At 66.4% G+C, this 25,321-nt stretch carries 19 protein-coding genes, 2 tRNA genes and 1 pseudogene; 5 read left to right on the top strand and 17 right to left on the bottom strand.

The features are described from left to right. Positions 1-13 precede the first annotated feature (13 nt). From JOE41_RS05230 to JOE41_RS05245, 4 genes are all read right to left on the bottom strand, one after another. Positions 14-1,720 carry an alpha-amylase family glycosyl hydrolase gene (locus tag JOE41_RS05230; protein ID WP_209751242.1) on the bottom strand — a complete coding sequence of 569 codons (1,707 nt, stop codon included), beginning with the start codon at positions 1,718-1,720 and terminating at the stop codon, positions 14-16. 99 nt (positions 1,721-1,819) lie between these two features. Beyond that, positions 1,820-2,719 carry a carbohydrate ABC transporter permease gene (locus JOE41_RS05235; RefSeq protein WP_209751244.1) on the bottom strand — a complete coding sequence of 300 codons (900 nt, stop codon included), beginning with the start codon at positions 2,717-2,719 and terminating at the stop codon, positions 1,820-1,822. Then, entirely contained in the window at positions 2,719-3,666 is a 948-nt protein-coding gene (locus JOE41_RS05240) for a carbohydrate ABC transporter permease (protein WP_209751246.1), read from the bottom strand. Before JOE41_RS05240 ends, JOE41_RS05235 begins: the two co-directional genes overlap by 1 nt. A 26-nt stretch (positions 3,667-3,692) precedes the next feature. Then, positions 3,693-4,850 (bottom strand): ABC transporter substrate-binding protein, encoded by a 1,158-nt coding sequence (locus JOE41_RS05245; RefSeq protein ID WP_245200632.1) that lies wholly within the window; start codon positions 4,848-4,850, stop codon positions 3,693-3,695. A gap of 385 nt (positions 4,851-5,235) precedes the next feature. Between JOE41_RS05245 and JOE41_RS05250 the strand changes: the two genes are divergently transcribed. Beyond that, a complete protein-coding gene (locus tag JOE41_RS05250; RefSeq protein WP_209751251.1) occupies positions 5,236-6,438 on the top strand; it encodes an ROK family transcriptional regulator in 1,203 nt (400 codons plus the stop codon). Between the two features lie 76 nt (positions 6,439-6,514). Here the strand turns inward: JOE41_RS05250 and JOE41_RS05255 are convergent, their stop codons facing one another. The 11 genes and pseudogenes from JOE41_RS05255 to JOE41_RS05305 all read right to left on the bottom strand — a co-directional run bounded on the left by JOE41_RS05255 (position 6,515) and on the right by JOE41_RS05305 (position 18,082). Continuing rightward, a complete protein-coding gene (locus JOE41_RS05255) occupies positions 6,515-8,086 on the bottom strand; it encodes a Na+/H+ antiporter (protein ID WP_209751252.1) in 1,572 nt (523 codons plus the stop codon). A gap of 84 nt (positions 8,087-8,170) precedes the next feature. Next, positions 8,171-8,830, bottom strand: coding sequence for an SDR family oxidoreductase (locus tag JOE41_RS05260; protein WP_209751254.1), 660 nt, complete (start codon positions 8,828-8,830; stop codon positions 8,171-8,173). Between the two features lie 120 nt (positions 8,831-8,950). Next, positions 8,951-9,880, bottom strand: coding sequence for a hypothetical protein (locus tag JOE41_RS05265; protein ID WP_209753550.1), 930 nt, complete (start codon positions 9,878-9,880; stop codon positions 8,951-8,953). A 1-nt stretch (position 9,881) separates the two neighbouring features. After that, a complete protein-coding gene (locus tag JOE41_RS05270; protein WP_011692877.1) occupies positions 9,882-10,391 on the bottom strand; it encodes an RNA polymerase sigma factor in 510 nt (169 codons plus the stop codon). A gap of 127 nt (positions 10,392-10,518) precedes the next feature. After that, positions 10,519-11,322: pseudogene (yidC, locus tag JOE41_RS05275) on the bottom strand (membrane protein insertase YidC); the annotation flags it as partial. 625 nt (positions 11,323-11,947) lie between these two features. Next, positions 11,948-12,024: transfer RNA gene (locus JOE41_RS05280), tRNA-Met, on the bottom strand. A 61-nt stretch (positions 12,025-12,085) separates the two neighbouring features. Further along, positions 12,086-12,157, bottom strand: a tRNA-Thr gene (locus tag JOE41_RS05285). Between the two features lie 248 nt (positions 12,158-12,405). Next, the gene (locus JOE41_RS05290) at positions 12,406-14,649 is read right to left on the bottom strand and encodes a DEAD/DEAH box helicase (RefSeq protein ID WP_011692879.1); all 2,244 of its coding nucleotides are present in this window, start codon (positions 14,647-14,649) and stop codon (positions 12,406-12,408) included. 433 nt (positions 14,650-15,082) lie between these two features. Then, complete coding sequence (locus tag JOE41_RS05295; RefSeq protein ID WP_011692880.1) at positions 15,083-15,736, bottom strand: MOSC domain-containing protein; 654 nt, start codon at positions 15,734-15,736, stop codon at positions 15,083-15,085. A gap of 94 nt (positions 15,737-15,830) precedes the next feature. Beyond that, positions 15,831-16,505, bottom strand: coding sequence for a response regulator (locus JOE41_RS05300; protein ID WP_209751259.1), 675 nt, complete (start codon positions 16,503-16,505; stop codon positions 15,831-15,833). Then, positions 16,502-18,082 carry an ATP-binding protein gene (locus tag JOE41_RS05305; protein WP_209751261.1) on the bottom strand — a complete coding sequence of 527 codons (1,581 nt, stop codon included), beginning with the start codon at positions 18,080-18,082 and terminating at the stop codon, positions 16,502-16,504. Before JOE41_RS05305 ends, JOE41_RS05300 begins: the two co-directional genes overlap by 4 nt. A 175-nt stretch (positions 18,083-18,257) precedes the next feature. Here JOE41_RS05305 and JOE41_RS05310 point away from each other — a divergent pair, with 175 nt between their 5' ends. Genes JOE41_RS05310 through JOE41_RS05325 form a run of 4 tightly spaced genes read left to right on the top strand, consistent with a single transcriptional unit; the run spans position 18,258 to position 23,061 of the window. Continuing rightward, positions 18,258-19,073: a Tat pathway signal protein gene (locus JOE41_RS05310; RefSeq protein WP_209751263.1), complete on the top strand. Its 816-nt coding sequence runs from the start codon at positions 18,258-18,260 to the stop codon at positions 19,071-19,073. Between the two features lie 2 nt (positions 19,074-19,075). Next, the gene (locus tag JOE41_RS05315; protein WP_209751265.1) at positions 19,076-20,296 is read left to right on the top strand and encodes a glutathionylspermidine synthase family protein; all 1,221 of its coding nucleotides are present in this window, start codon (positions 19,076-19,078) and stop codon (positions 20,294-20,296) included. Continuing rightward, positions 20,293-21,813 (top strand): APC family permease, encoded by a 1,521-nt coding sequence (locus JOE41_RS05320; protein ID WP_209751267.1) that lies wholly within the window; start codon positions 20,293-20,295, stop codon positions 21,811-21,813. Before JOE41_RS05315 ends, JOE41_RS05320 begins: the two co-directional genes overlap by 4 nt. Positions 21,814-21,861: 48 nt before the next feature. Then, positions 21,862-23,061, top strand: coding sequence for an acyl-CoA dehydrogenase family protein (locus JOE41_RS05325; protein ID WP_209751269.1), 1,200 nt, complete (start codon positions 21,862-21,864; stop codon positions 23,059-23,061). Positions 23,062-23,079: 18 nt separating this feature from the next. On the opposite strand, the gene JOE41_RS05330 is transcribed toward JOE41_RS05325, so the two are convergent. Continuing rightward, on the bottom strand, positions 23,080-23,826 hold the full coding sequence (locus JOE41_RS05330) for an SDR family oxidoreductase (protein WP_011692887.1): 747 nt from the start codon (positions 23,824-23,826) through the stop codon (positions 23,080-23,082). After that, the gene (locus JOE41_RS05335) at positions 23,823-25,205 is read right to left on the bottom strand and encodes a glycosyltransferase 87 family protein (RefSeq protein ID WP_245200633.1); all 1,383 of its coding nucleotides are present in this window, start codon (positions 25,203-25,205) and stop codon (positions 23,823-23,825) included. Before JOE41_RS05335 ends, JOE41_RS05330 begins: the two co-directional genes overlap by 4 nt. Positions 25,206-25,321 lie beyond the last annotated feature (116 nt).

A 25,321-nucleotide genomic window follows, 5' to 3' on the forward strand; every position in this document is an offset into this window, starting at 1 on the left:
TTCAAAGGAGCGCTCACCGCAGCCAGACAGTGGTGTTGCCGGGCAGCAGCTTTCCGTCCAGCGGGGCGCTGCTGAGCAGGACCTCGCCTGCCGGGAGTTCCACCGGCTCCGCACCGAAGTTGGTCACCGACTGCCAGCCGCCGTGGCGACTGAAGTGCAGGACCTCGGGGTTGCCGGTCTCCACCCATTCCAGCTCTTCGGCCGTCTGCAGCTCGCGACGCAGTTTCAGCGCCTTGCGGTACAGCTCCAGGGTGGAGCCCTCCACGCCGTCCTGGGCGTCCACTGCGTAGCGGGCGAACCATGCCGGCTGGGGCAGGTGGGCATCGCCGGCGCCGAAGCCGAAGGACGTTCCAGCCGTGGACCACGGCAGCGGCACGCGGCAGCCGTCACGGCCGATCTCCACGCCCTTGTTTCGGAAGAAGGACGGGTCCTGGCGCTCCGAGTCCGGGATCTCGGCCACTTCCTGCAGGCCAAGTTCCTCGCCCTGGTACAGGTAGGCCGAGCCCGGGAGGGCAAGCATCAGCAGGCTGGCCGCACGGGCGCGGCGCAGGCCGAGCTCGACATCCAGTTCCTCAGCCGGCGCGCCGGCCAGCAGCCAGCCCTTGCCGTCCTGGCCCTTGGCGTGGACTCCGCCGCCCATCGGGAGGCCATAGCGGGTGGCGTGCCGGACGACGTCGTGGTTGGAGAAGACCCACGTCGAGGATGCGCCGGTAGCCGTTGCCTCGGCGAGGTTCCGGGTGATGATTTCCTGGAACTCCTCGGCATCAAAATCGGCCTGCAGGAGGTCGAAGTTGAACGCCTGGCCCAGGCCCTGCGGGCTGGCGTAGCGGGCGCGCCGGGTGGCGTGCACCCAGGCTTCGGCGACGGCGGTGCGCGGCGGGTTGTACTCGTTGAACACCTCACGCCATTCGGCGTAGATCTCGTGGACTTCGTCGCGGTCCCAGAAGGGGTGCGAGCCGTCGGCGAAACCGTCAGTGCCGGTGTTTGCCTCGCTGAGTTCGACCTTGGAGAGAAGGGGCTCGGTGAGGTCCTTGGTGAGGGCGTGTGCCACGTCCACGCGGAAGCCGTCCACGCCGCGGTCGGACCAGAAGCGAAGGGTCTTCAGGAAGTCATCGCGGATTTCGCGGTTGGACCAGTTCAGGTCCGGCTGCTCCTTGGCGAAGATGTGCATGTACCACTGGCCCGGCGTGCCGTCCGGTTCGGTGATGCGCTCCCAGGCGGGACCGCCGAAGACGGAGTCCCAGTCCGACGGCGGCAGCTCGCCGTTCTCGCCCAGGCCGTCACGGAAGATGTAGCGTTCGCGGGCGGCGGAGCCCCGCGGTGCGGCGAGTGCTTCCTTGAACCATTCGTGCCGGTTCGAGGAGTGGTTGGGGACGATGTCCGCGATGAGCTTGATGCCGGCCTCGTGCAGCGCGGCGGACATTTCGGCGAAGTCCTCCAGGGTGCCCAGCTTGGGGTCAACGTTGCGGTAGTCGTCGACGTCGTAACCGCCGTCTGCGAGCGCGGAGGGGTAGAACGGGCTGAGCCACACGGCGTCGATCCCCAGTTCCTTCAGGTAGGGCACTTTGGCGGTGATGCCCTTGATGTCGCCCAGGCCGTCACCGTTCGAATCCGAGAAGCTGCGCGGATAGATCTGGTACACGGAGGCCTGGCGCCACCAGTTGGGATCGGCTGCGAGGTTTGAGTCGGACAGGGTTGCCAGAGTGGCGGTGGTGGACAAAGGAGATTCCTTTTCTTGTGTCGGGTGTTCTTGGGTATTGGAAAAATGCTGAGGCGTCCGGTTGGTGCGCCTGCTTCACTGCGTCCTATTTCACGGGTCCTATTTCACTGCGCCGCGCATGACTCCGGACAGTACCCAACGTTGCGCCAGGATGTAAACCACCAGGGTGGGGGCCATGGCCATCAGGTAGGACGCGAAGGCGAGGCTGTAGTTGGTGTTGAATTCGCCCTGGAAGAGCATCTGCACCACGGGCAGGGTCTGCAGCGCGGGATCGGCAATCATCATCTGCGGCAGCAGGAAGTCGTTCCAGGAGCCGAGGAAGGCGAAGATCCCCACGGTGGCGTTCATGGGGGCCAGCAGCGGGAAGATGATCTTCCGGAATACCTGCCATGTGGTGGCGCCGTCCATGCGGGCCGATTCCTCGAGCTCCACCGGGATGGAGCGGACAAAGGCGATGTAAAGCAAGGTGTTGAAGGAGATCCCGCCGAGGACGTGCAGGAACACGACGCCGGCGGGATTGTCCAGGCCGAGCAGTGCCGTCTGCTTGATCAGGGGCAGGATGATCACGGGGAACGGGATGAACATTGCCGAGAGCAGGTAGACGAACGATCCCCGGAAGAAACGGTGGTTCCAGTTCCGTGCAATGGCATAGGCCACCAGGGAGCTGCTGGCCAGCGAGCCCAGGACGCTCAACACCGTAACAAACGCCGTGGACATGAAGGCCCTCGGAAAGTTGGTGGCCACGTAGGCGGCGGCAAAGTTCTCCCAGTTCATCGGGTTCGGCCAGGCGAGTCCAGTGCCGGTGCCGATCTGGTCCGGGGACTTCAATGCCATGGCCACGGTGAAGTACAGCGGCAGCAGGACGGTCAGCGACGCGGCCAGCATTAGCGCGGTGAGCCACCAGTTGATCTTGAAGCCTTCGCTGTTGGACCGGCGGGTCGTGGCGGCACGGGCCTTCGGTCCGGAAGCTTTCCGCGCGGCAAGTGTGGATGCGGTCATTAGAGTGAAACCCCCCGGCGCTGGATAAGGCGCAGCTGGATGACGGAGATCAGCAAGGTGATCAGGAAGTAGATGACGGCGTTGGCCATCTGGTAGGAATAGTCCCCGCCCGTGAAGCCGGAGAAGATGCGCATCGCCACGGACTGGGTTGCCATGCCGGGTCCGCCGCCGGTAAGGCCCACGATGACCTCGTAGGTACCCAGGAAGCCTTTGAATCCGAGGATGATGTTGATCACGAGATACCCCATGATCAACGGCAGCGTCAGGCTGACGAACTGCCGGAAACTGCCCGCACCATCGAGGTCCGCGGCTTCGTAGACCTCGGACGGCACGCTCTGGAGGCCTGCCAGGTAGATGATGGTGGCGCCCGGCGCCGCCTGCCACACCGTGACGAGCACGATGGCGAGCCAGGCAAGGTTTTCGTTGGCGAGGATGCTCGTGGCCAACGGAGTGACGCCGAACCGTTCAGCCAGCACCGGAAGCGTGTTGGAGAACAGGTAGTTGAACACGAAGGAGACGATCAGGGCGGAGAGCACCATGGGGATGAAGAAAACGGTGCGGATGCCGGTGCGCCATTTGATCTTCGCGTTGAGGCCCAGGGCGATGGCGAGCGCCACGATGTTGACCACCACCGTGGTGGTGAGGGCGAACACGAACGTGAAGATGTAGGACTGGAGAATTGCCGGGTCTTTGAAGATGTTGACGTAGTTCATCAGTCCGATGAATTTCCAGTCACCGTAGCCGGCGTAGTTCGTGAGGCTGAAGAAGACGCCCACGAGCGCCGGCAGGGTGATGAAAAAGGCGAACAGTGCGAGGACGGGAACCACCATCCAGTAATACGTGGGGTCGATCCTGTTCCTGGTCCGGGCCGTGCCGGCGGGGGCGGACGTCGGGTTCTTGGGGGCTGCGGGACGGGCTGTCTGTGCCACCCGGGATGTTGTAGTCATTGAGGCTCCTGCATTCGGGGTGAGGGTTAGACCGCGGTACGCTCGGCGACCCGGCGCCATTCGTCGTCGAGCGCGGAAAGGAACTGATCGCCGTTCTTGCCGTACACGAAGGACTGGATGTAGTTGTTTACGGGGACCGACGGCGGGAAGTAGGTAACGGCGCCCTGGAAGTAGCGGGCCTCTTGGACCGCAGCATTCAACCCGGTGATCTGCGGATTGCTAACGGCGGGAGCGTCCTTGAGCGGCGAGAACGCAGCATTCTTCTCGTTGTACGTGTTCACCACGGACGGTTCCAGCAGGTAGTTGACGAACCGCCGAGCCGCAGCCATGTTGGGCGTGTTGCGGGTGATCGAGAGCGCCATATCCACGTTCACGCGCGCCTTGGTCTCCGCCGGGTTGTTCGTCACCGGCAGCGGGAACGTTCCCAGCCTGATGTCCTTGTTGGCTGCCACGAGCTGCGATAGTGCCCACGGGCCCTGCAGATACATGGCTGCCTGCCCCTTGGCGAACGCGGCATTGCCGTCCGCGTAGTTCTTGCTGGCCGCTCCGTTCTGCGAGAACGAGGCAAGCTGGAGCATCTTGGGGAGGGCAGGGCCGAAGTTGTTGGCAAACGACTCAGCGGAGTCCTTAGTGATGCCGGCACCCCTGGCCTTGAGCTTCATGAAGAATTCCGCAACGTCCAGCGTGCCGCCGGACGCGTAATCGAACATGCCCTGGGCGAGGGTCCAGGGGTCCTTGTACGTTCCATAGATCGGAGCGATGCCGGCCGCCTTGAACTTCTCGCAGGCCGCAACGAATCCGTCCCAGGTGGTGGGAACAGGGACCCCCTGGGCCTCGAAGATGTCACGGTTGTAGATGACGCCGGCTGCCGCAAGCGAGAACGGCAGGGCACTGATCTCTGTGCCGTTGTACTGGCCCCAGGAATTGATGAGCTCCTGCATCTTCGGGTCGATGGTGTTTGCCACGGGCATGTCCGAGAGGTCGGCGAAGATGCCCTTCTTGACGAAGTCGGCGGTGGCCTGCGCGAAACCGCGGGTCACCACATCCGGCGGATCATTGCGGACGAGGCCCGGAACAAAGTTGCCCTCGTTGAAGTCCTGGACCACCCGGATGTCCGGGTTCAGCGCCTCAAAATCCTTGATCACCTGGTTGAAGTAGTCCACTACTTCGGGTTTGTTCTGCATGAACCGGAGCGTGGTGACCCCGTTCTGTGCAGCGGGCCCGGCGCCACAGCCGGAAAGGGGAACCATAAATGCCGCTCCGGCCAGTCCGGCGGCCCGGAGCAGGGAACGCCTGCTGGGCAGTGCTGCGGGCACAGCCGCGTTCACTGGGCAGGGGCTGACGTGCGGGAGTGACGGGGCTGTGCCTGCAGTGCGGGCGGGCAGTGCTTCAGGATGCGGTTCACAGTTGCTCCTTTGCAAAAGGCGGGTGAAGGGCTGGAAGAAGAGCCGGCGTTCGGCGGCCGTCCGACCCGCCAGGCTCTGCGTGAATATGCAATCAACGTTTATTTGGAATCTAAATTTAGTTCCTCAAGTATTATGTGGTGCAAAGCACAGAGAGGTCAACACCATGTCGGAAATGACTGCTGCAACGCCCCAGCTGCTGCGCCGGGTGAGCGCCGGGGCAGTGCTCGACTTCATGCGCGCTTCCCAGGCGGTGACGGTCACGGAAGTCATGGAAGCCACCGGGCTGACCCGGGCAACGGCCATTTCCGTCTGCGAGGACCTCATGGAGCGCGGATGGATCCGCGAACTGGAAAACCAGCGGGCCTTTGGCGGCTACCAGAAAGGCAGGCCGGCGCGCCGGTTCGAGCTCGACGAGCGTGCCGGATACGTCTTGGGCATGGACGTAGGTATCTCCAAGGCCACTGTGGTGGTGTCCGATCTCCGCGGCAAGGCCCTGGGCCGGTCCAGCCAGCCGTTCGCCGGCGCCGAGATCACCGCGGAAGAACGCGTCGCCGTGGTTGACCGGACCGCCATGATGGCCCTGCACAGTGTGGGGGCCTCCCCTGACGCGGTGCTCGCTGTCTGCGCCGGAATCGCGGCCCCTGTGGACCGCAACGGCGAAGTGCTGGTGACCCAGCACTTCTGGGGACTGTTCGACGTCGGCCTGAAGGCGGCGCTGCGGGACCTGCGCGGGTGGACGGTGCTGCTGGAAAACGATGCCAACCTTGCCGCCCTGGGCGAGCGCTGGCGCGGTGCGGCGGCCGGCGTGGACGACGTCGTCGTTATCCTCGCCAGTGAACGCCTCGGCTCGGGAGTGATCGACGGCGGGCGGCTGCTGCACGGCCGGGGCGGCGGCGCCGGCGAGCTGGCGTTCCTTGACATGGTGGAGGGTGTGGGGGACACGTTCGGCATCGCCTACCTGGCCCGCACCTGGGCTGCGGAGGCCCTGGCCGGGAAGGCCAGAACCTCGCTCCGGGAGCACACGGCCGGCACCGTCGAGGCAGAACATGTTTTCGCCGCTGCCGCCGCCGGGGATGCTGTTGCCCTGAAGATCCTGGAGCGGCTGGCTGACCGCATGGCCAGGGTCATCGGGGCCGTGGCCACCATCATTAACCCTGAGCTGGTGGTCATCGGAGGCGCCGTGGCAAACTCGGCAGGCGTGCTGCTTGAGCCCATCGCCGAACGGCTTCCCGGGTTCACCGCCACTCCCCCGACCGTGGCGGCTTCCCCTTTGGGTGACTCAATCGTGACCGTGGGTGCGGTCCGGTGCGCCTTGGACTACGTGGAGAAGAACACCCTTGACCTGGAGCTCGCGGCCTCGGCCTAGGGTTCCGCGTCCCAGAACGCGAACGGACACTTGGGGCACTGGAATCAGGGGCCGCAACTGTCCGTTCGTACTGTTCCTACTCCGGCATGATCATGGTGCGGAGGTCCAGCTGGCGGAGCACCCGGTCCGCGACTTCCGGGTCCATGTCCGGTTCGTTCCGGGCCGCCACGACTTCCTGGCGGGCGGCGTCGAGCGCGATGGTCTGCACGGCAATGGCGAGTTCGCGGCCGCGCTTGCGTTTCTCCCCCACCGATTCGTTCTTCAGGCTTCCATCCAGGAGCTCTGCATGCAGGCGCGTCATCTTCTCTTTGACCAGCGCCACCTTCTCCGGCGGGAGCTCCTTCATGAGGTCGTTGTCCTTCAGCGCGGCGACGGCAGCCTGCTGCGCCCGCTTGGCGAGCACCCGGGCGGCGTCGCGTTCCTCCGAACCGTCTCCGGTGGCTTTAAGGACCTTCATCAGCCAGGGCAGTGTCAGGCCCGGCAGCACCAGCGTGGCCAGCAGCACCGCGCAGGCGATGACCAGCAGGTGGTCGCGCGCCGGGAACGGCGTTCCGTCATCCAGCGTGAGGGGCAGTGCCAGCGCAAGCGCCAGGGTGGCGAGGCCGCGCATCCCGCACCAGGTCAGGATCAGGACCTCCTTGGCCGAGGTGGGCTGCAGCAGGTTCTCCCGTGTGCGTGCCGAGGCCGCCAGGAGGCCGAGCCACAGGAACCGGACCGCGAACACGATGACGCACACCACCACGGCGGTGCCGATCATGCCGTAGATCTCAGTGCCTTCATCGTGGATGACCTGGCGGATTTCCAGCCCCACCAGCCCGAAGGCCAGGCCGGTCACCAGAAGTTCCACCACGTCCCAGAAGGCCGTCCGGGTGACCCGTTCGGCGGCGTCCTGCGGACGCGAGTGGCGCTGCATCTCCAGGGCGGTAACGACGACGGCGATCACGCCTGAGGCGTGCACTTCCTCGGCGAGGATGTAGGCGGCAAACGGTACAACCAGGGTGACCGCGCTGCGGGCCACCATGGAGGTCACCAACCGGGTGATCAGCGCCGTGACCCAGCCCATGGCGACGCCCACCAGCACCGCAACCGCAGCCCCCACGAGGAACTTGAGGACGACGTCGGGCCCTATCCTGCTGCCGGAGACGGCCGCCGCCACGGCAGCCTGGAAGATGACGATAGCGGCGGCATCATTGAAGAGGCCCTCGCTCTGCAGGACCGTAATGAGCCGCCGCGGCATATGCACCCGGCCGGCCACGGACTCCACGGCCACGGGGTCCGGCGGAGCCACCATGGCGCCCAGGGCGATGGCGGCGGGGATCCCGATTCCCGGGATCATGAGCCAGGCCGCCCCGGCGACTGCTGCCGTGGATACCACCACCAGGGCCACGGCGAGCATGACCAGCGTGCGCCAGCGGACCCGGAACACGGCCCAGGAACTGCGCTGGGCCGTCGCGAACAGCAGCGGCGGCAGGAAGATGGGCAGGATCAGCTCCGGTGAGATATCCATCGCCGGAAAGCCGGGGATGAACGTCAGGGATGCCGCCAGGATCAGCATGAGCACGGGATAGGGCAGCCGGAGCCTATCCCCCAGACCCACCGCCACGACTGTGGCAAGCAGGAGTCCGATAATCAGCGCCAGCTGGTCCATAGGCTCACTTTCCCCGAAGCGGAGGCGCCGCGGTCATGCGCCCGCGCCTCCACCACATTATCGGGTTGCGCCGGGGCAGCCTGCCTATCGGGCGGGCTGCAGGGCCGCTGCGACCGGCAGGCTGCCGTCCCGGAACTCGATGGTCCGTCCGGCGGTGTCCGGCAGGCCCAGGACGGCGGCCGTCACGAGTGCCACGTTGGCCCGTGAGGTAACGGTGCCAGCCGACGTGTCCGCCGGATTGACGTCGATGAGGCCGTTGCCGGGGCCGTCCGTCAAGGTTCCCGGGCCCAGGATGGTCCAGGCCAGGTCCGTTCCGCGGAGGTACTGGTCCGCGGCGGCCTTCGCCTCGGCATAGGCGTGGAAGCTGTTGTCCGCCGGGACTCCGTGGTCCGGTCCTGCACCGAAGTAGGACACCATGACATAGCGCCCGACGCCGGCCTCAGCTGCTGCGTCCATGGAACGGATGGCTGCATCCCGGTCCACGGCATAGGTGCGTTCGGGGCTGCCGCCGCCGGCACCCGCGGACCACACCACGGCGTCGTGGCCGCTGAGGGCGGCGGCGAGTTCCGCCGTCGTCGAGTGTTCGACATCCAGGACCGACGGCGTGGCGCCGGTCGCTGCCACGTCATCCGCGTGGTCCGGGTTGCGGAAGAAGGACGTGACGTCCTCACCGTCCGCCGCGAGGATTCTGGCCAGTTCCAAAGCCACTTTGCCGTGGCCGCCGATGATTGCGATGCGCGTCATTGACCCATTCTGTCCCACGGGCGGCGTGGCCGCACCCGCGCTCGCGCTTGGCTTAACCGGCAACAAGGTCCTCCCGCCCTGCGCGGGTGGGAGGACCTTGTGCACGGAGCCTGGGCCGGGCTACGAGTAGCGCAGGCTGAGGAGGAGAGCCTTCAGCTGCGCGTACCGTTCGCTTGCCATCCAGTCCCTCGCCGCATCGGGTGTGGCGAAGGCCGGCTGCTTTTCGAGGTCGAACACGGCATAGGCCGACATCACCCCGTTCGGCAGGCGGATCTGGTTGGTCCCCGAAGTGGCCTGCGTCGGCAGGAACTCCTGGGCCAGCCTGACGTCCATGAAATAGTAGAGCGCGGTGCCGTCGGCCGGCTCGGTGGGCGCCGGCATTCCCGGGTAGGAGACGGGAAGGATCTGGTCTGCGGCGAAACCGAACTCCGCGGGGTTCCCCGACGCGTCGGTGATCCCCGGCACGGGCGTGTGGTCAAGGACGGTGCGTTTGACGCTGCCCGCCGCCCCGTCACCGTACATCCCGCTGAGGACCCGGGCCACCTCGGAGCCGGAGTCGTCAGCCACCACCGCGACGACGGATCCGGCCTTCGCCTCTTCAGACAGGTACGGGCCCTGTTCCGTCCGGACGCTCCACCCTTCGGGGTAAGCGAAGGAGAGATGTCCGTCGGGGAAGACAAAAGTCTGCACCGAAGCGGCCAGGGGCGGCGCCGTTGTAGGCGGCGCTGTTGTCGTCGGCGCTGTTGTCGTCGGCGCTGGCGAAATCGATCCGGTGACGGTGGTGGCCGGACCTGGCGCGGACGCCAGCGGGCCGAGGTTGGTGGCCGCCAGAACTCCGGCGGTGACGGCCGCAGCGGCCAAGGTGATCACGCCGGCGAGCCGGGCACGCCGCAGCCTTCGCTCCTCGAGCGAGGTTGCACCGGCCGGGAGCCGGTCGCTGAACGCGGCCGGTTCGGACAGCATACGGCGAAGGGCCGCTTCGCCGTCGGGCGTGGACGGATCGTTGCGCACGGGATCCGTCGCGGAAATCATGTTCTTGATCTGATCCATTTCAGGCACCCATTCTCTGTGCGATCGTTTCTGCTCCTGCAGGCATTTGCTTCCGGAACGCAGCCCGCGCCCGGTGCAGCCGAACCTTCGCTGCGGACTCGCTGCACTGGAGCACATCAGCGATTTCCGCCGCGTCCAGCCCGTCCCAGTAGGCGAGCTGGAGGATGTCCCGGTCTTTCTCCCGCAGACCGTCCATGGCATCATGCACGGCCAGGTTTTCGGATCCGTCTCCGAAGTTGAGGACGGCCGCGGCGCGCAGCTTCTCCTGCAGCGCGCGCTGGCGGTCTCGGCTCCGATACGCATTGCCGATCATGTTCCGCGCTACGGTGACCAGCCAGGCGATATCGGTCCTCGGCTGGTCGCCCCACTTCTGCCACACCACCCGGAAGACGTCGGCGGCGATTTCCTCTGCCACCTCCGGTGATTCCACCCTTCGGCGCACATACCGGAAGACCGCCGGATAGTTGTCCTTGTGTAGGGCTATAAACTCCAGTTCACGCTCGGAAAGCACGATATCCCCCTGATGAGTAGTCCTGAGCCGCGTTCTATCTGTATTGTTTCCGGCCCGCCGCCAGGCGTTACTCACATCCCGGGAAATTTTCGGCGCATGCCCGTCCCGGCGTTGATTAAGGCACCCTGCCGGGGCCGACTGCCCGGTCCCTCACCACGAATTGCTGCGCCAGCGTCCACAGGTTGGAAACGGTCCAGTAGATCAGGACGCCAATGGGAAACACGATGCCGCCGGCTCCGAAGATAACCGGCAGGACGTAGAGGATCATCTTCTGCTGGATCATCGCCGGACCGGCTTCGGCCTCTCCGGACGCGAATCTGGCCATGATCAGCTTCTGGGTAAGGAACTGCGCAGCCGTCATGGCCAGGATCATCACGATGGCCAGCACCGTCACCGCAAGAGCATCGCCGCCGCCGGAGCCGTGCAGCAGCGACGCGGACAGCGGGGCTCCGAAGATGCTGGACTGATCGAACTGCACCACCTGCTCGTGACTCATGGTCCCTATGCCCTGGCCGCGCCCGGCCGCGGAGGAGATGCCGGAGAGCACCTGGAAGAGGGCCAGGAAGAAGGGTGCCTGGATCAGCAGGGGCAGGCAGGCGGAGAACGGGCTGGTTCCATGCTTCTTGTAGAGGGCCATCTGCTCCTGCGCCATGGCCTGGCGGGACAGTTGGTCGGCCTTGCCCTTGTACTTGTCCTGCAGGCTCTTCAGGTCCGGCTGCAGGCGGCGCATTCGGCGGTGGGCGTTGACCTGCTGCAGGAACACAGGGATCAGGGCGGCACGGATGACCAGCACCAGCCCGATGATGGACAGCGTCCAGGTCCATCCGCCGGCGGCCGGCATGCCCATGGCGGCCAGTCCGTCGTGGAAGCCCACCATGATGGTGGAGACCAGCCACTTGAACGGAAGCATGATTGCTTCAAAGAAGTCCACTGAGATCCCCATCCACCAGTTGCTGCCAAGCTACTGCGGATGGCGGCCCTTGTCACGGTCCCCGCATGCGTCAGGGGCCACCAACCCGACCGTGGCCACACTTGATGCCGTCACGCTGGCGATCCACTAGCAGTAGCTCCGGGTTGTGTTTCCGATACGCCGATACCTAATCGTGAGCAACCGACACGGCGATCCTCCACTAACACCCCGCCTGGGCGGGTAGCTTCGGTGCACTACTAGATGGAAGGTGTGCCGAAATGACTTTCACTGAATACCTCTCAGGCGTTGCCATCATGGTTGGATCCCTGATAGCCGCCGCAGGTCTTGCTGCGGCCACGGTCCGCGCAAGGTCTCACCGCCACTAAAGACGCCCTGCCAGCGCAATCAAGCAGGGCGGCGTCAGCGCTCCGGGGCGCCGATCTGGACAACAACCGTGAACACCAGGCCCTCTATGCCTGTGCTGACGGCCATGCCGTCCCGGCAACCGGGTGGCACGCCTAAGCCGGTACGCCTAAGCCAGAACCGGGTGGGCGATACCGACTGAAGTCGAATTAGTTGGGTTTCCCTTGGACCGTGTGCACAAACAAAAGCAGGTCAGAGGCAACATGCCTCTGACCTGCTGTTTTGGTAGCGGTGGGGAGGCTCGATCTCCCGACCTCACGATTATGAGTCGTGCGCTCTAACCAACTGAGCTACACCGCCACGAATGAGAAAACCTGCATCAAGCCGGTCAAAAACCGCCTTGACACAGGCTCTCATTCAGAGCCCCCCACCGGAATCGATCCGGTGACCTCGTTCTTACCAAGAACGCGCTCTACCACTGAGCTAGGGGGGCAACGAGTAAATACTCTACCGGAAGATTCCGCTCCCAACAAATCGACGGCAGGATAGGTCCCAACTGGCCAAAAACCCCGGAAAACCGGGCCTAAAAACGCCGCCGAACGCCTTGGCAGAAGCTCCTGCAGCAGCGTTGCAGGCTCCGTGTGACGAAGCATACATGGGGCCGCGTGCGGATGGACGGGTTAAACGAAAACGGGCCGGCTCGAAAGCCGGCCCGTTTTCAGTGCCTGATGCTGCTAGGGCTTACCACTTGCCCTTGCGGTTGAAGTCGCGGTGTCCGCCTTCGTTGCCATGGCGCGGCTTGCGTGCACCGTCGCCGTGGCCGCCGAAGCGGGAGTCGCTGGCCTGGCCGCGGCTGGCGCCGCTGTCAGCGCCTACGCTGCGCTCCGAACGGTCGCTGAAGGAGCGGCCGCCACGGTCAGCGGAGGACCGCTCGCCGTCGTTCTTGCGGAATTCCTTCTTGAACCCGCCGTTGCCCTTGAAGTTGCCGCCACGGTCTCCGCCGCCGGAGTACCCGCCGCGGTCGCCGCCACGGTTTCCCTGGTAACCGCCACGCTCACCGGCGCCACCGGAGGGCTTGCGGCCGTTGTCCAGCTCGAGGTGGATCAGCTCGCCGCCGATCCGGGTGCGGGACAGTGCACGCAGCTGCTCGGGGCTGAGGTCCGCCGGAAGCTCCACGAGGGAGTGGTCCGAGCGGATGTCGATGCCGCCGATCTGGGCCGAGGAAATACCGCCCTCGTTGGCAATGGCGCCAACGATGGAACCCGGCATGACGCGCTGGCGGCGTCCGACGGCGATCCGGTAGGTGGCGTTGCCCTCGGTCAGTGTGCGGGTCGGGCCGCGTGAGCCAAAGCCGTCCTTGGACCGTTCGCGCTTCTGGAACTCGGGAGCTGCGGGCAGTTCCTTGACCAGGAGTGGCTGGCCGCCCTGCGCCATGATGGCCAGTGCTGCAGCGATCTCCGAGGCCGGGACGTTGTGCTCTTCCTCGTAGGAGGAGATCAGGTCGCGGAACGGTGCAACATCCTCGGACGCGAGGGTCTCGGTGATGCGCTCGGCAAACTTGCCCAGGCGCAGCGTGTTCACAGTCTCGGCCGTGGGGAGGTGCATCTGCTCCACCGGCTGGCGGGTGGCCTTCTCGATGGAACGCAGCAGGTACTTCTCGCGCGGCGTCATGAACAGGATGGCGTCGCCGGAACGGCCTGCACGGCCGGTGCGGCCGATGCGGTGGACGTAGGACTCGGTGTCGTGGGGGATGTCGTAGTTGACCACGTGGCTGATGCGCTCCACGTCAAGGCCCCGGGCGGCGACGTCGGTGGCCACCAGGATGTCGATGCGGCCTTCCTTCAGCGCGTCCACGGTGCGCTCACGCTGCTGCTGCGGGATGTCACCGTTGATCGCGGCAGCCTGGAAACCGCGGGACTTCAGCTTGTCAGCGAGGTCCTCGGTGGCCATCTTGGTGCGTACGAAGGCGATGACGCCGTCGAACTCTTCAACCTCGAGGATGCGGGTGAGCGCGTCGAGCTTGTGCGGGCCCATGACCTGCAAGTAGCGCTGGCGGGTGTTCGCACCGGTGGTGGTCTTGGATTTCACCGAGATCTCGGCCGGGTTGTTCAGGTACTGCTTGGACATCCGGCGGATCTGGCTCGGCATGGTGGCCGAGAACAGCGCAACCTGACGGTCCGAAGGAGTCTGCTGGAAGATCTGCTCCACGTCTTCGGCGAAGCCCATGCGCAGCATTTCGTCGGCCTCGTCCAGTACCAGGTACTGGAGTTCGGACAGGTCCAGGGAACCCTTGGAGATGTGGTCGATCACACGGCCGGGGGTACCGACGACAACCTGGGCACCGCGGCGCAGGCCGGCGAGCTGGGGGCCGTAGGCGGAGCCGCCGTAGACCGGGAGGACCGTGAAGTCGTCAATGTGCTTGGCATACGAGGTGAAGGCCTCGGCAACCTGGAGCGCCAGTTCGCGGGTCGGGGCGAGGACCAGGGCCTGCGTCTTGCGAGACGGGCCGTTGAGGTCGTGGAGCTCGGCCAGGCGGGACAGTGCCGGTACTGCGAATGCTGCAGTCTTACCGGTGCCGGTCTGGGCCAGGCCCACGACGTCGCGGCCTTCGAGCAGCAGCGGGATGGTTGCTGCCTGGATGGGGGACGGCTTCTCGTAGCCGACGTCCTGCAGTGCGGCGAGGACGCGGCCGTCGATGCCGAGATCGGCGAAACGGATGCCTTCAGCTTCAGTGTCAGCCTCGCCGCTGGTGGGATCGGCCTTGGGGGCTTCGGTCTTCGGCGCTTCAGTCTTCGGGGCTTCAGTGGCGGACGCCTCGGCGGCCGGACGTTCTTCAGCGGCGGGCGCCTCAGCGGGTGCCGGTGCCTCGGTGAAAACGGGGGCGGAGCCGGCTACGGGAGCGGCGGTCTCGGGGGTTTCTACGGCCATCTCGGTGGTCTCGGCAGCTGCCGTTTCGTTGGTGGCGTCGTTGTGATTTTCGGGCATAGGGAAGTTTTCCTCATCCATAGGGGGCCAGGCGGCACAACCCGAGGTGAGCGGAGCCGCAGTGCATGTGCCGTTTGGACGCCGGGCAGACATTGACCGGCCGGTCACGTAGAAGTCCGGCGCTTTCGCAATCCCGTGGCAGGACTTCCCGCTGCATCTCTTGGCTGCTATCCCAGCAGTCTGTACAGCGTTTTCTTTAGCCGGCTCTCCCTATGAAAATGCCCGCATCGCTTGTGCGGGCCCCAACACTTGCCAGTCCTGCCTCAAAAATTGGGCAGGAATAAGGGATTTCCGGAGTGGGGGATATTTCAAGTGTAAGGCATGGTTCCTCCCTGCACTAACCCGCCGGCCGCAAGCGGGCGGTGACGTTGGGCACACCGGCCCCTCGGGACAGCACTTGCGAGCCTCTGCGGCCACCCGGGGCCCTGTGTCGCTAGACGCCCAGGCGCCGCTGGATCTTCTCGAATTCCTCGTGGTACTCCGGCTGCAGGCGGATCTCGCCGTCCGCGTCCGCGTCCCGCAACGCGTCCATGTCCTCGATGGTGGGAGCGCTGAACCAGCTGCCGATCGTCACGCCATGGTTCGGAACGAACAGCCGGTGGATATGGTCGCCGGCCTGGATGGTCCCCGTCTTGATGACGCGAAGGTAGGTGCCCACCCGACCTGCCTCGGTGAACCGCTTGACCCACCGGGCCTCGTCCATACGCCGCTGGAAGGTGGCGCAGGGAACGCGGGGCGATGTCACTTCGACTTCTACGTCGAGGCCGATCTTCCACCGTTCGCCGATCACCGCAGTGGTGGTTCCTATTCCGGCGACCCGCAGGTTCTCGCCGAAAACTCCCGGCGGCAGTTCCCGCTGCAGCTCCCCCACCCAGTAGTCGGCGTCGTCCTGCGAGTAGGCGTACAGCGCCTGGTCCGCACCGCCGTGGTGGATGCGGTTCGCCTGGACGTCGCCGTGGAGCCCGAGTTTATGGACCTTGACCGGACCATCGACGGCACGCTTATCGATGGCCGTGACGCCCACGCTCCCTTCATCGCTCAGAAGCTGGTGTACCCGGCATACGGCAAGCACAGATGCGGTTTCCATGGCTACAGTCTAGGTTCTTCGGCCCTGATTGCCCGGGCAACTTCCGCGGGCAACTTCCGCGGCCGATTTGCCCGCCCACCTCCGGCGGGCAGCCTCAGGGATCGAAGCGGTACCCCATGCCGGCTTCCGTGTGCAGATGGCGTGGCCTCGCCGGGTCCTGCTCCAGCTTGCGCCGCAGCTGGGCCAGGTAGACGCGCAGGTACTGGGTCTCTTTGGCGTACGCCTGGCCCCAGACCTGGGTGAGCAGCTGTTGCTGGCTGACCAGCTTCCCCTGGTTGCGCACCAGCAGTTCGAGGATGTTCCATTCGGTGGGGGTGAGGCGGATTTCATGTCCGTCACGGACCACCTTGCGGGCCGCCAGGTCCACCACGAAGTCGGCAGTTTCCACGGTAGGAGCCTCACGTTGGGCCGGCGAGCGCCGGGAGGCTGCGCGCAGCCGCGCCAGCAGCTCGTCGAGGCCGAACGGCTTGGTCACGTAGTCGTCAGCCCCGGCGTCGAGCGCTTCCACTTTGTCCTCCGAGGCGTGTCGGGCGGAAAGCACGATGACGGGAACGGAGCTCCAGCCGCGGATCCCCCGGATCACGTCCACTCCGTCCATGTCCGGCAGCCCGAGGTCCAGCACCACGATGTCCACCGGATGCTGGGCGGCCAGTTTCAGCCCGTCCGCTCCCAGGCCCGCGGTGATTGCCTGGTAGCCGTGGGCGCGGAGGTTGATCTGCATGGCCCGGGCCAGCTGGGCCTCGTCTTCGATAATCAGAACCAGGGTCACGGCAGCGGTCCCTCCCACAGCGGCAGGGTGACCACCATCGTCAGCCCGCCGCCCGGCGTCGGCTCGGCCGCAAGGGTTCCTCCCATGGCTTCGGTGAAGCCGTTGGCAACGGCCAGGCCCAGCCCGATCCCCACGGTGCGGCCGCCGCCGGTGCGCTGGGAATCGTTGAGCCGCTGGAACGGCTGAAACATGTCCAGCACCGCCGCCGGGGCAACCCCGGAGCCATGGTCCACCACGCGGAATTCGCTGGCGGGCCGGCCGGCCAGCGCGATTCCCTCCCCCGCCCGCGCTGTCAGCACCACATCGGCTTCGGGCGCGTATTTGAGTGCGTTCTCCACCAGGTTCGCCACCACGCGCTCCAGCATCCCGGCGTCGGCCTCCACGCGGGGCAGGTTGGGCGGCAGTTCCACGCGGATCCGCGCCGCGGGCAGCCCTTTGAGCGCATCGGGCAGCACGTCCGCCCAGCCCAGCCCGCGCAGGAGCGGGTTGACCGAGTCAGCCGTGATCCGGGACATGTCCAGCAGGTTGCCGATCAGGTGGTCCAGCCGGTCGGCCGAGTCCTCGATGGTGGCGAGCAGTTCGCGTTCGTCCTCCGGGGAGAACCGCACATCCTCCTGGCGCAGGCTGCTGACGGCCAGCTTGATCCCGGCCAGCGGGGTGCGCAGGTCATGGCTGACGGCCCTCAGGATGGACGTGCGCATCTTGTTGCCCTCGGAAAGCCGCTGGTTGTCCTCCATGCTCGCCGCCAATTGGCGCCGCTCCAGGATCGCCACCAGGAACGCCCCGAAAGCGGCCAGCATGCGCTGGTGCTGGCCGGAAAACGGCTGACCGGCGGGCGGTCCGCCGTTGATCAGCAGCGTGTAGCGGGAATCGACGACGACGGCGTGGTCGGCGGCCGCGTGCGTCACCGGCGCGCTCGTCCCGGCGCTCGCCAGCGCGACCCACCCGGGGTTGCTGCCGGGGGCCCGCCCCGGACCGCTTCCGGCAGCAGATCCCGCAGCGTGCGGGCTGCCAGGTGAGCTGCCGGCCACCAGGGTTACGGCTTCGACTCCCAACCTGCTGCGGACCTTCTCGAGGAACGTCTCCAGGCTGCCGTCGGAACTGAGGATCCGCAGGGAGAGCTCGCTCAAGGCCGTGGCTTCGGCCCCGGACCTGGCGGCTTCCTGCGCCCGGCGGGTGGCCAGGCCCACGGCCAGTGCCACGCTGCAGGCCACAGCCAGGAACACCAGCAGGGTGAACAGGGTGGAGGGATCGGCGATGGACAGCGTGCCCACGGGATCGGCTGAGAAGTAGTTGAGGAGCGTTGTGCCCAGGACAGCCGCCACGACGGCCGGCCAGAATCCCCCGATGGCAGCCACCGCCACAGCGACGGCGAGATGGAGCAGCATGATGATGGCGAAGTTCCGGTAGCCCGCCAGGGTCACTAGTACTTCCACTGCGGGCGGCAGGACGACGGCAAGCACCATGCCGACGATAAAGCGGCTCCGCCCGATGCCCTGGAGCTCCGGGCGTGCCGTCCCCGACCGCCCGGGTCCGGATCGGGCGGCGCCGCCACGGGCGGATTCAACTGCTGCCATGGCTCCATCTTGGCATGGGCAGTTCTCCCCCGTTTTCCGTTAACAGCTCCTGCTGTCAGGCACTAGGCTGACTTCAGGTTTACGCACCAGTGTCTTGCCGCGTCGGCGTCGCCGCGCGGCCTCAGGCGTGCGCGTGGAGGATCACAGTTTGAGCATGGACAACCAAGGGGGACCCATGGAACCGCAGGACCCGAACCAGGACCCTACAAAGGATCCAAAGAAGGATCCAAAGGACAGCCGCCCCGGCCAACAGCGCCCGGATGGCGGGCCGGCCGGCGCCGGTGGTCCCGGCGCCTCCGAACCCGGGTGGATGACCGCACCCGGGGACTTCACGCCGCAGCCCCACGATCCGGCGACGGGGCAGCTGCCGCCCTGGCAGGTCCCGAAACCGGAGCTTCGCCCGGACCTGCTTAACGACTCGGCCGCGGACAGAGGGGCGCCCGAATCGGGTAACCCGGGCAGGAAGGCCGGACGGCGGCAGAAGGGCCAGGCCGGCGGGCCGGGTGCAGCGCCGGGGGCAGGTCCCGTTCCGTCCCCCGCGGCAGGACCGGGTCCAGTCATCGATCCCTTCGAACGCGAACGTGAGAGGGAGGCAGCGGCACGGAAGAAGCGCTCGCAGCGCCGTACCGTCGTCGTCGGCCTCGGCGTCACTGCCCTGCTGGCAGGCACCATCACCGCCATCGTGGCCAGCAACGAGGCGGAGGCCGACTACGCCCAGGTCTGCTTCAACGATGAAACCGGCGAGCGCGTGGACGACACCCGGTGCGACAACAGCAGCAGTGCCGGGCGGAGCTCCGGCATCTACGCCTGGTACTTCTACTCGCGCGGCGCCAGTGTTCCGCCGGTTGGGCAGAACCGCTCGCAATACACCGGCTCCACCAAGACCGTGCCGCAGGGGGCGAAAACGTCCAAGGGCTACAGCACCAAGGGCGGTACGGTCAGCAGGGGCGGCTTCGGCAGCAGCTCCAAGGGCGGAAGCACGGGAGGCTAGGCATGAAGAGACTGACTGCAACCCCCAGGCCCGACTGGAAGCAGAAGATCGAGGAGCAGGGGCTGGTCTTTTCCACCACCACCATGCCGGACGGCAAGAAGATCGAGTACTGGAACGAGTCCGCATACTACGAATTCACCATGGACGAGGTGGAAACCCTCGAGAAGACCGCCGAGGACATGCACCTGATGTGCCTTGAGGCGGCCAAGTACTTGGCCACCGGGGCCATGGGCAACATCGGGATCGGTCCGCAGGCGCTGGAGCTGGCGGCGGAATCACTGCAGGCCGGGGACATGGACGTCTACGGCCGTTTCGACTTCGTCTACGACGGGCGCGGCGGCCCCGCCAAGATGCTCGAGTACAACGCGGACACGCCCACCGGGCTGATCGAGGCCTCCGTGGCGCAGTGGTTCTGGCTGCAGGACGTGTTCCCGGGAAAGGACCAGTGGAACGGCATCCATGAGGCCCTGATTCGGCAGTGGAAGAAACTCCAGTACCGCACCGGCATGAGCACCCTGCACATTGCGCACTCGGAAGCCGAACAGTCCGGCGAGGACTGGATGACGGCGGCCTACATGCGGGACGTCGCCGGCCAGGGCGGCTGGACCACCATCGGCATCAACATGTCCGACATCGGCTGGGACCCCAACCTGAACCGCTTCGTGGACCTGGACAACTTCATGATCAGCACCATCTTCAAGCTCTATCCGTGGGAGCTGATGATGAAGGAACCCTTCGGCCAGCGGCTGCTGCAGCGTGCCCACAACCCGCGCTGGGTGGAGCCGGCCTGGAAGATGCTCCTGTCCAACAAGGCACTCCTGGCCGCGTTGTGGCACCTGTACCCTGACCACCCCAACCTCCTCCCGGCCTACCTCAACGAGCCCGGGCCGCTGAAGGATTGGGTGGCGAAGCCGCTGCACGGCCGTGAGGGGGACAACATCAAGATCCACGCCGCCGGCGTCAATATGGAGCAGCCGGGCGGCTACGGGCGCGAAGGCTGGTGCTACCAGCAGTTCCATTCCCTGCCCGATTTCGACGGCAACCACCCCGTGCTGGGCCTCTGGGTGGTGGATGGCGAGTCCGTGGGCTGCGGCATCCGCGAATCCGACGGCCCCATCACCGACTATTTCTGCCGGTTCGTCCCCAACACAATCGACGCCCCGGCTCCTCTTTCAGTCCAGGCCGCCTCGGCCTCCTCCAGCAAAGCAGGTATCGCACTATGAGCACAGGGACGACGACGGCGGGAGGACCCGGGGGAAGCTCCGGCGGCCCGGGACCGGAGGTCCCGTCCAAGGGGCTGCGCGCCGGCATCCTGGACCTGGGCGACTCGGTCATGCTGGGGCTCGCGTCCACCGCCCCCGTCTATTCACTCGCCGCCACGCTGGGCCTGATCGTGGCGGTCAACGGCAACTACACCCCGCTGATCCTTCTCCTGGGCTTTGTGCCGGTGCTCTTCATCGCCTACGCCTTCCGGGAACTGAACACCGCCATGCCGGACTGCGGCACCACCTTCATCTGGGCACGCCGGGCATTCGGGCCATGGGCGGGCTGGCTGGGCGGCTGGGGCGTCGCCCTGGCCGGCATCGTGGTGCTCGCCAACCTGGCCCAAGTGGCAGGGCAATACCTGTGGCTGCTGGTTGGCGACGGTTCGCTGGCCGAAAACGACCTTTTGGTGACGGCCACCGGCGTCGTGTTCATCATTTTCATGACCTTGGTGAATTACCGCGGCATCCGGCTCGGCGAGCACGTCCAGCGGGTGCTGACCTACGTGCAGTATGTCTCGCTGGGCATATTCGCGCTGGCCATCGTGTTCCGGATTACGGGCGGAGCACCGGAGGGCCAGGCGTTCGACTTCGAATGGTTCAACCCCGCGGGTGCCTTCGCCGATCCCGGCGCAGTGGTTCACGGTGCCCTATTGGCCCTGTTCATCTATTGGGGCTGGGACACTTGCCTGGCCGTGAACGAGGAAACCGAGAACCCGTCCAAGACGCCCGGCCGCGGGGCCGTCATCTCCGCCTTCGTCCTGATGGCAATCTACGTTTCCGTGGCGCTCTTGGTGATGATGTATGCCACCGTGGGCACGGACGGCATCGGCCTCGGCAATGCGGAAAACCAGGATGACGTCTTCCTGGCCATGAAGGATGTTGTGCTCGGGCCGTGGTGCTGGCTGATCGTGGTGGCCGTGCTGGCCTCGGTGCTGTCCTCCACCCAGACCACCATCCTGCCCACCGCCCGCGGAACGCTGTCCATGGGCGTCCACGGCGCCCTGCCGGCCAAGTTCGGCGAAGTCCACCCGCGAAACCAGACTCCGGGGTTCTCCACGCAGGTGATGGGGGCTGCCGCCGTCGTGTACTACGTGGCCATGAGCTTCCTGAGCCAGAACCTGCTTTCGGATTCCATCAGCGCCATCAGCCTGTTCATTGCTTTCTACTATGCGCTGACCGGCTTCGCGTGCGTCTGGTTCTTCCGGGGCACCTTGCGCGTTTCCGCCCGCAATCTCTGGTTCCGGGGCATCCTGCCGCTGCTCGGGGCACTGATGCTGACCGCGGCGTTCTTCATCTCCGCCGTTCAGATGTGGGACCCCGCCTACGGCGATACGGAGATCTTCGGCGTGGGCGGCGCCTTCGTCAGCGGCGTGGTGCTGCTGGCGCTGGGCGTGGTGCTCGCCGTGGTGTGCCGCTTCTCCCCCGCCACCCGGGACTACTTCATGGCACGGCAGGCGCAGCCCAGCAAGCTGTAGGAACAACGGGTGCCGGCAGTCCGGGCAGGCACGCCGTAGGATGCTCCAATGAGCAACGCCGCTGACCTTCCCGCCATCTCCGACGCCTCCGATGTCCTGGGCCTCGACGCCCTGCTGACGGCTGAGGAGCTGGCCGTCCGGCAGCGGATCCGCGATTTCACGGAACAGCGGATCAAACCGGACATTGCCCGCTGGTACGACGACGCCGTCTTTCCGCTCGATCTTGCCCCGGAACTGGGTGAACTGGGCGTGCTCGGCATGCACCTGGAGGGCTACCGGTGTCCCGGACGCTCCGCAGTGGAGTACGGTCTGGCGGCCATGGAGCTGGAGGCCGGGGACTCCGGAATCCGCACCTTTGTTTCGGTGCAGGGTTCGCTGGCCATGACCGCCATCCACAAATGGGGTTCCGAGGACCAGAAACAGGAGTGGCTCCCCCGGATGGCCGCTGGCGAGGTAATCGGCTGTTTCGCCCTGACCGAACCCACTGCCGGGTCAGATCCGTCCTCCATGACCACGGTGGCCCGCCGCGACGGATCCGGGGACGACGCCGGGTGGGTGCTCGACGGCGTCAAGCGCTGGATCGGGCTGGCTTCCGTGGCCGGGGTGATGGTGGTGTGGGCCATGACCGACGACGGCGTCCGCGGTTTCCTGGTGCCGGCCGGAACTCCCGGGGTCACCGCGACACCGATCAACCGGAAACTTTCGATGCGCGCCTCGATCCAGTGCGACGTGGCGTTCGACGGCGTGCGGCTGGGTCCGGAGGCCCTGCTGCCGGGCGCCCGCGGCCTGCGTGGCCCCTTCACCTGCCTCAACGAAGCGCGGTACGGGATTGCCTGGGGTGCCATGGGTGCCGCCCGCGATTCCTACGAGGCCGCCCTGAAGTACTCGCAGGACCGCCTCCAGTTCGGCCGGCCGCTGGCCGGGTACCAGCTCACCCAGGAGAAGCTGGTGAACATGCTCCTGGAGATCCAGAAGGGGACCATGCTGGCGCTCCACCTGGGCCGGCTCAAGGACGCAGGCACCCTGCGGCCGGAACAGATTTCACTCGGCAAGCTGAACAACGTACGCGAGGCCCTGGCCATTGCCCGTGAGGCCCGCACCATCCTGGGCGGCAACGGGATCACCCTGGACTACTCGCCGCTGCGGCACGCCTCAAACCTCGAGTCGGTCCGCACCTATGAGGGGACCGACGAGGTCCACACCCTCATCCTGGGCCAGCACATCACCGGCATCGGCGCCTTCCGGTAGGCGGGCGGATGGGTGAACCTAGGCCGAGAAGCCGCCGTCGGCCTTGATCAGCTGCCCTGACACCCAGCGGCCCTCCGGTGAGAGCAGGAACGCCACGGTTCCGGCCACGTCCGCGGGCGTGCCGAGCCTTCCGCCGGGTTGCTGCCGGGTGAGGTCCTCCCGCAGGGCCCTGTCCATCCAGCCCGTGTCCACCGGCCCGGGGTTCAGCACATTCGCGGTGATGCCGATCGGCCCCAGCTCCCGTGCCGCGGCAATGACGGTCCGGTCCAGCGCTCCCTTGGACGCGCCGTACGGCAGGTTGAACGCCGTGTGGTCACTGGTCAGCGCCACGATCGCGCCGCCGTCGTCCGCCGCCTGCCGGGCAAAGGCAGCGATCAGCTGCCAGCTGGCCCGGGTGTTGACGGCGAAGTGCCGTTCCCAGCTGGCCAGGGTGGTGTCCAGGATGCCGGAGTCCACGGACTCGGCGTGGCTGAGCACCAGCCCCTGCAACGGTCCGGCCTGCTCCGCCACTTCCGCCATGAGCCGGTCCACGGCCAGCGGATCCTCCAGGTCCGCCGGCACGGCAAAGACGCGGGCGCCGGTTGCTTCAAGTTCCGCCGTGAGGCGTTCAACGTCCTCCGGCTGGATTCCCCAGGGCATCCGGGAGTCGTAGTCCTGCCAGTACGTCAGCACCAGGTCCCATCCATCGGCGGCCAGGCGGCGGGCAATGCCGGCACCGATTCCGGCAAGGCGGCCCACGCCGGTCACCAGCGCTGTCCTGCTCATGCAGGCACCTCGGCCAGGGACCCCCGCCGGAGCACCACGAGCCAGCACGCCAGGATGGCCACCGCGCAGAACACTCCGGCGCTGGAGGCCATCAGCCAGGGCTCGGGCGTCTGGAAGTCCAGGTTCTCCGCGCCCAGGGCCTCTCCGATGCTCTTGGGGGAAAAGAAGAACACGATGATCGAGGCCCCCAGTACTCCGCCCATCAGCCAGCGGGTGGCGCGATGGCGGTGCGGTGTCTCACGCAGGGTCCAGGCGAAGGCGGGGAGGACTGCCGCCATCCAGACCCAGTGGTGGGACCACGAAACGGGGCTGATGAGCAGCATGGTGAGGGCTGTGGCCGAAATGGCCACCACCCGGGCGCCCTGGTCGCTGGCGGCCTTGATCACCATGGCGCCGGTGCCTGTAACCAGCAGGCTCAATAGCAGCCAGGGAACGGTGACGCCGGCTTCGGGAACACCGAAATGCAGTAGCGCACCTTTGAGTGAGAGGTTGTCCACGTAGCCTGCGCCGCCGATCCTGGACGTGTCCGGGAGGATCTCGAGCCAGAATTGGAACGATTCCGCCGGGCGGACCAGCCAGCCCAGCAGCACAGTGAAGGCGAACCCGCCGGCCATGTTGAACAGTCCGCGCCAGTCCTTGCGCATCAGGAAGTACAAGCCGAAAACCAGCGGTGTCAGTTTGATGCCGGCGGCCATCCCCACCAGGAAGCCCCGGCCCGGAAAACCCTGGTTCCAGCGCTGGTTCCGAGCCAGGAGGTCGGCCGCCATGATCCCCATCAGCAGGATGTTGATCTGGCCAAACGCCAGGGTCTCGCGCCACGGACCCAGGTTCAGGACGGCAAGCAGGAGGATCACGGCGCCCCATTTGTTCCGTGTTGCGTGGAACCCGGAGGTCCCGAAGGCGGAGCGCCAGTCCTGTTTCGCACTCCAGTAGCGCACGCCGCGCACGGCGACCCACACGGCAACGGCCGCCCCGGCGGCGTTGAACAGCATCAACGCGGATTTCTCCGGCAGCCTGGCCAGCAGGCTGAACAGCAGCGCGGCGAACGGAGGGTACGTGAACGGCAACTCCGGTCCTCCGGCCCAGCCCACGGTCAGGCTGTACAGGTCCGACGGCGACTGGCCGGCGTCGTTGAGGATCTTGCCGCCGTGCCAGTAGACGCTGAAATCGAGGCCGTGCCCGGCCCAGGCGTCAAGACGTTGGGCGACGAACCAGGCTGCGGCGAGGACGGCCAGCAGCGTCACCATTTCGCCGAAGATGCCTAGCGCCAGCCGGCTGCGGTACCACGCTCCAGCGGTCCCGGCCCCGGGCTGTGGTTCCGTCCCGGCGCGTAGGCGCGTTCCGGCGTCGAGCTCCCTTTCGGCGTCGAGCAGTGCCATCCCGTGTCCCCAAACGTTGTTCCTGCAGAGCGGCGCCACTGAAGGCGCGGTGCGCGCGTATCGCGAAGTTGTGCCGGCTGACTCGCGCCGGATCCGGCGCATCGTCCTCACATCCT

Origin of the sequence: Arthrobacter sp. PvP103 (assembly GCF_017833075.1) — a bacterium.
Lineage (GTDB): Bacteria > Actinomycetota > Actinomycetes > Actinomycetales > Micrococcaceae > Arthrobacter.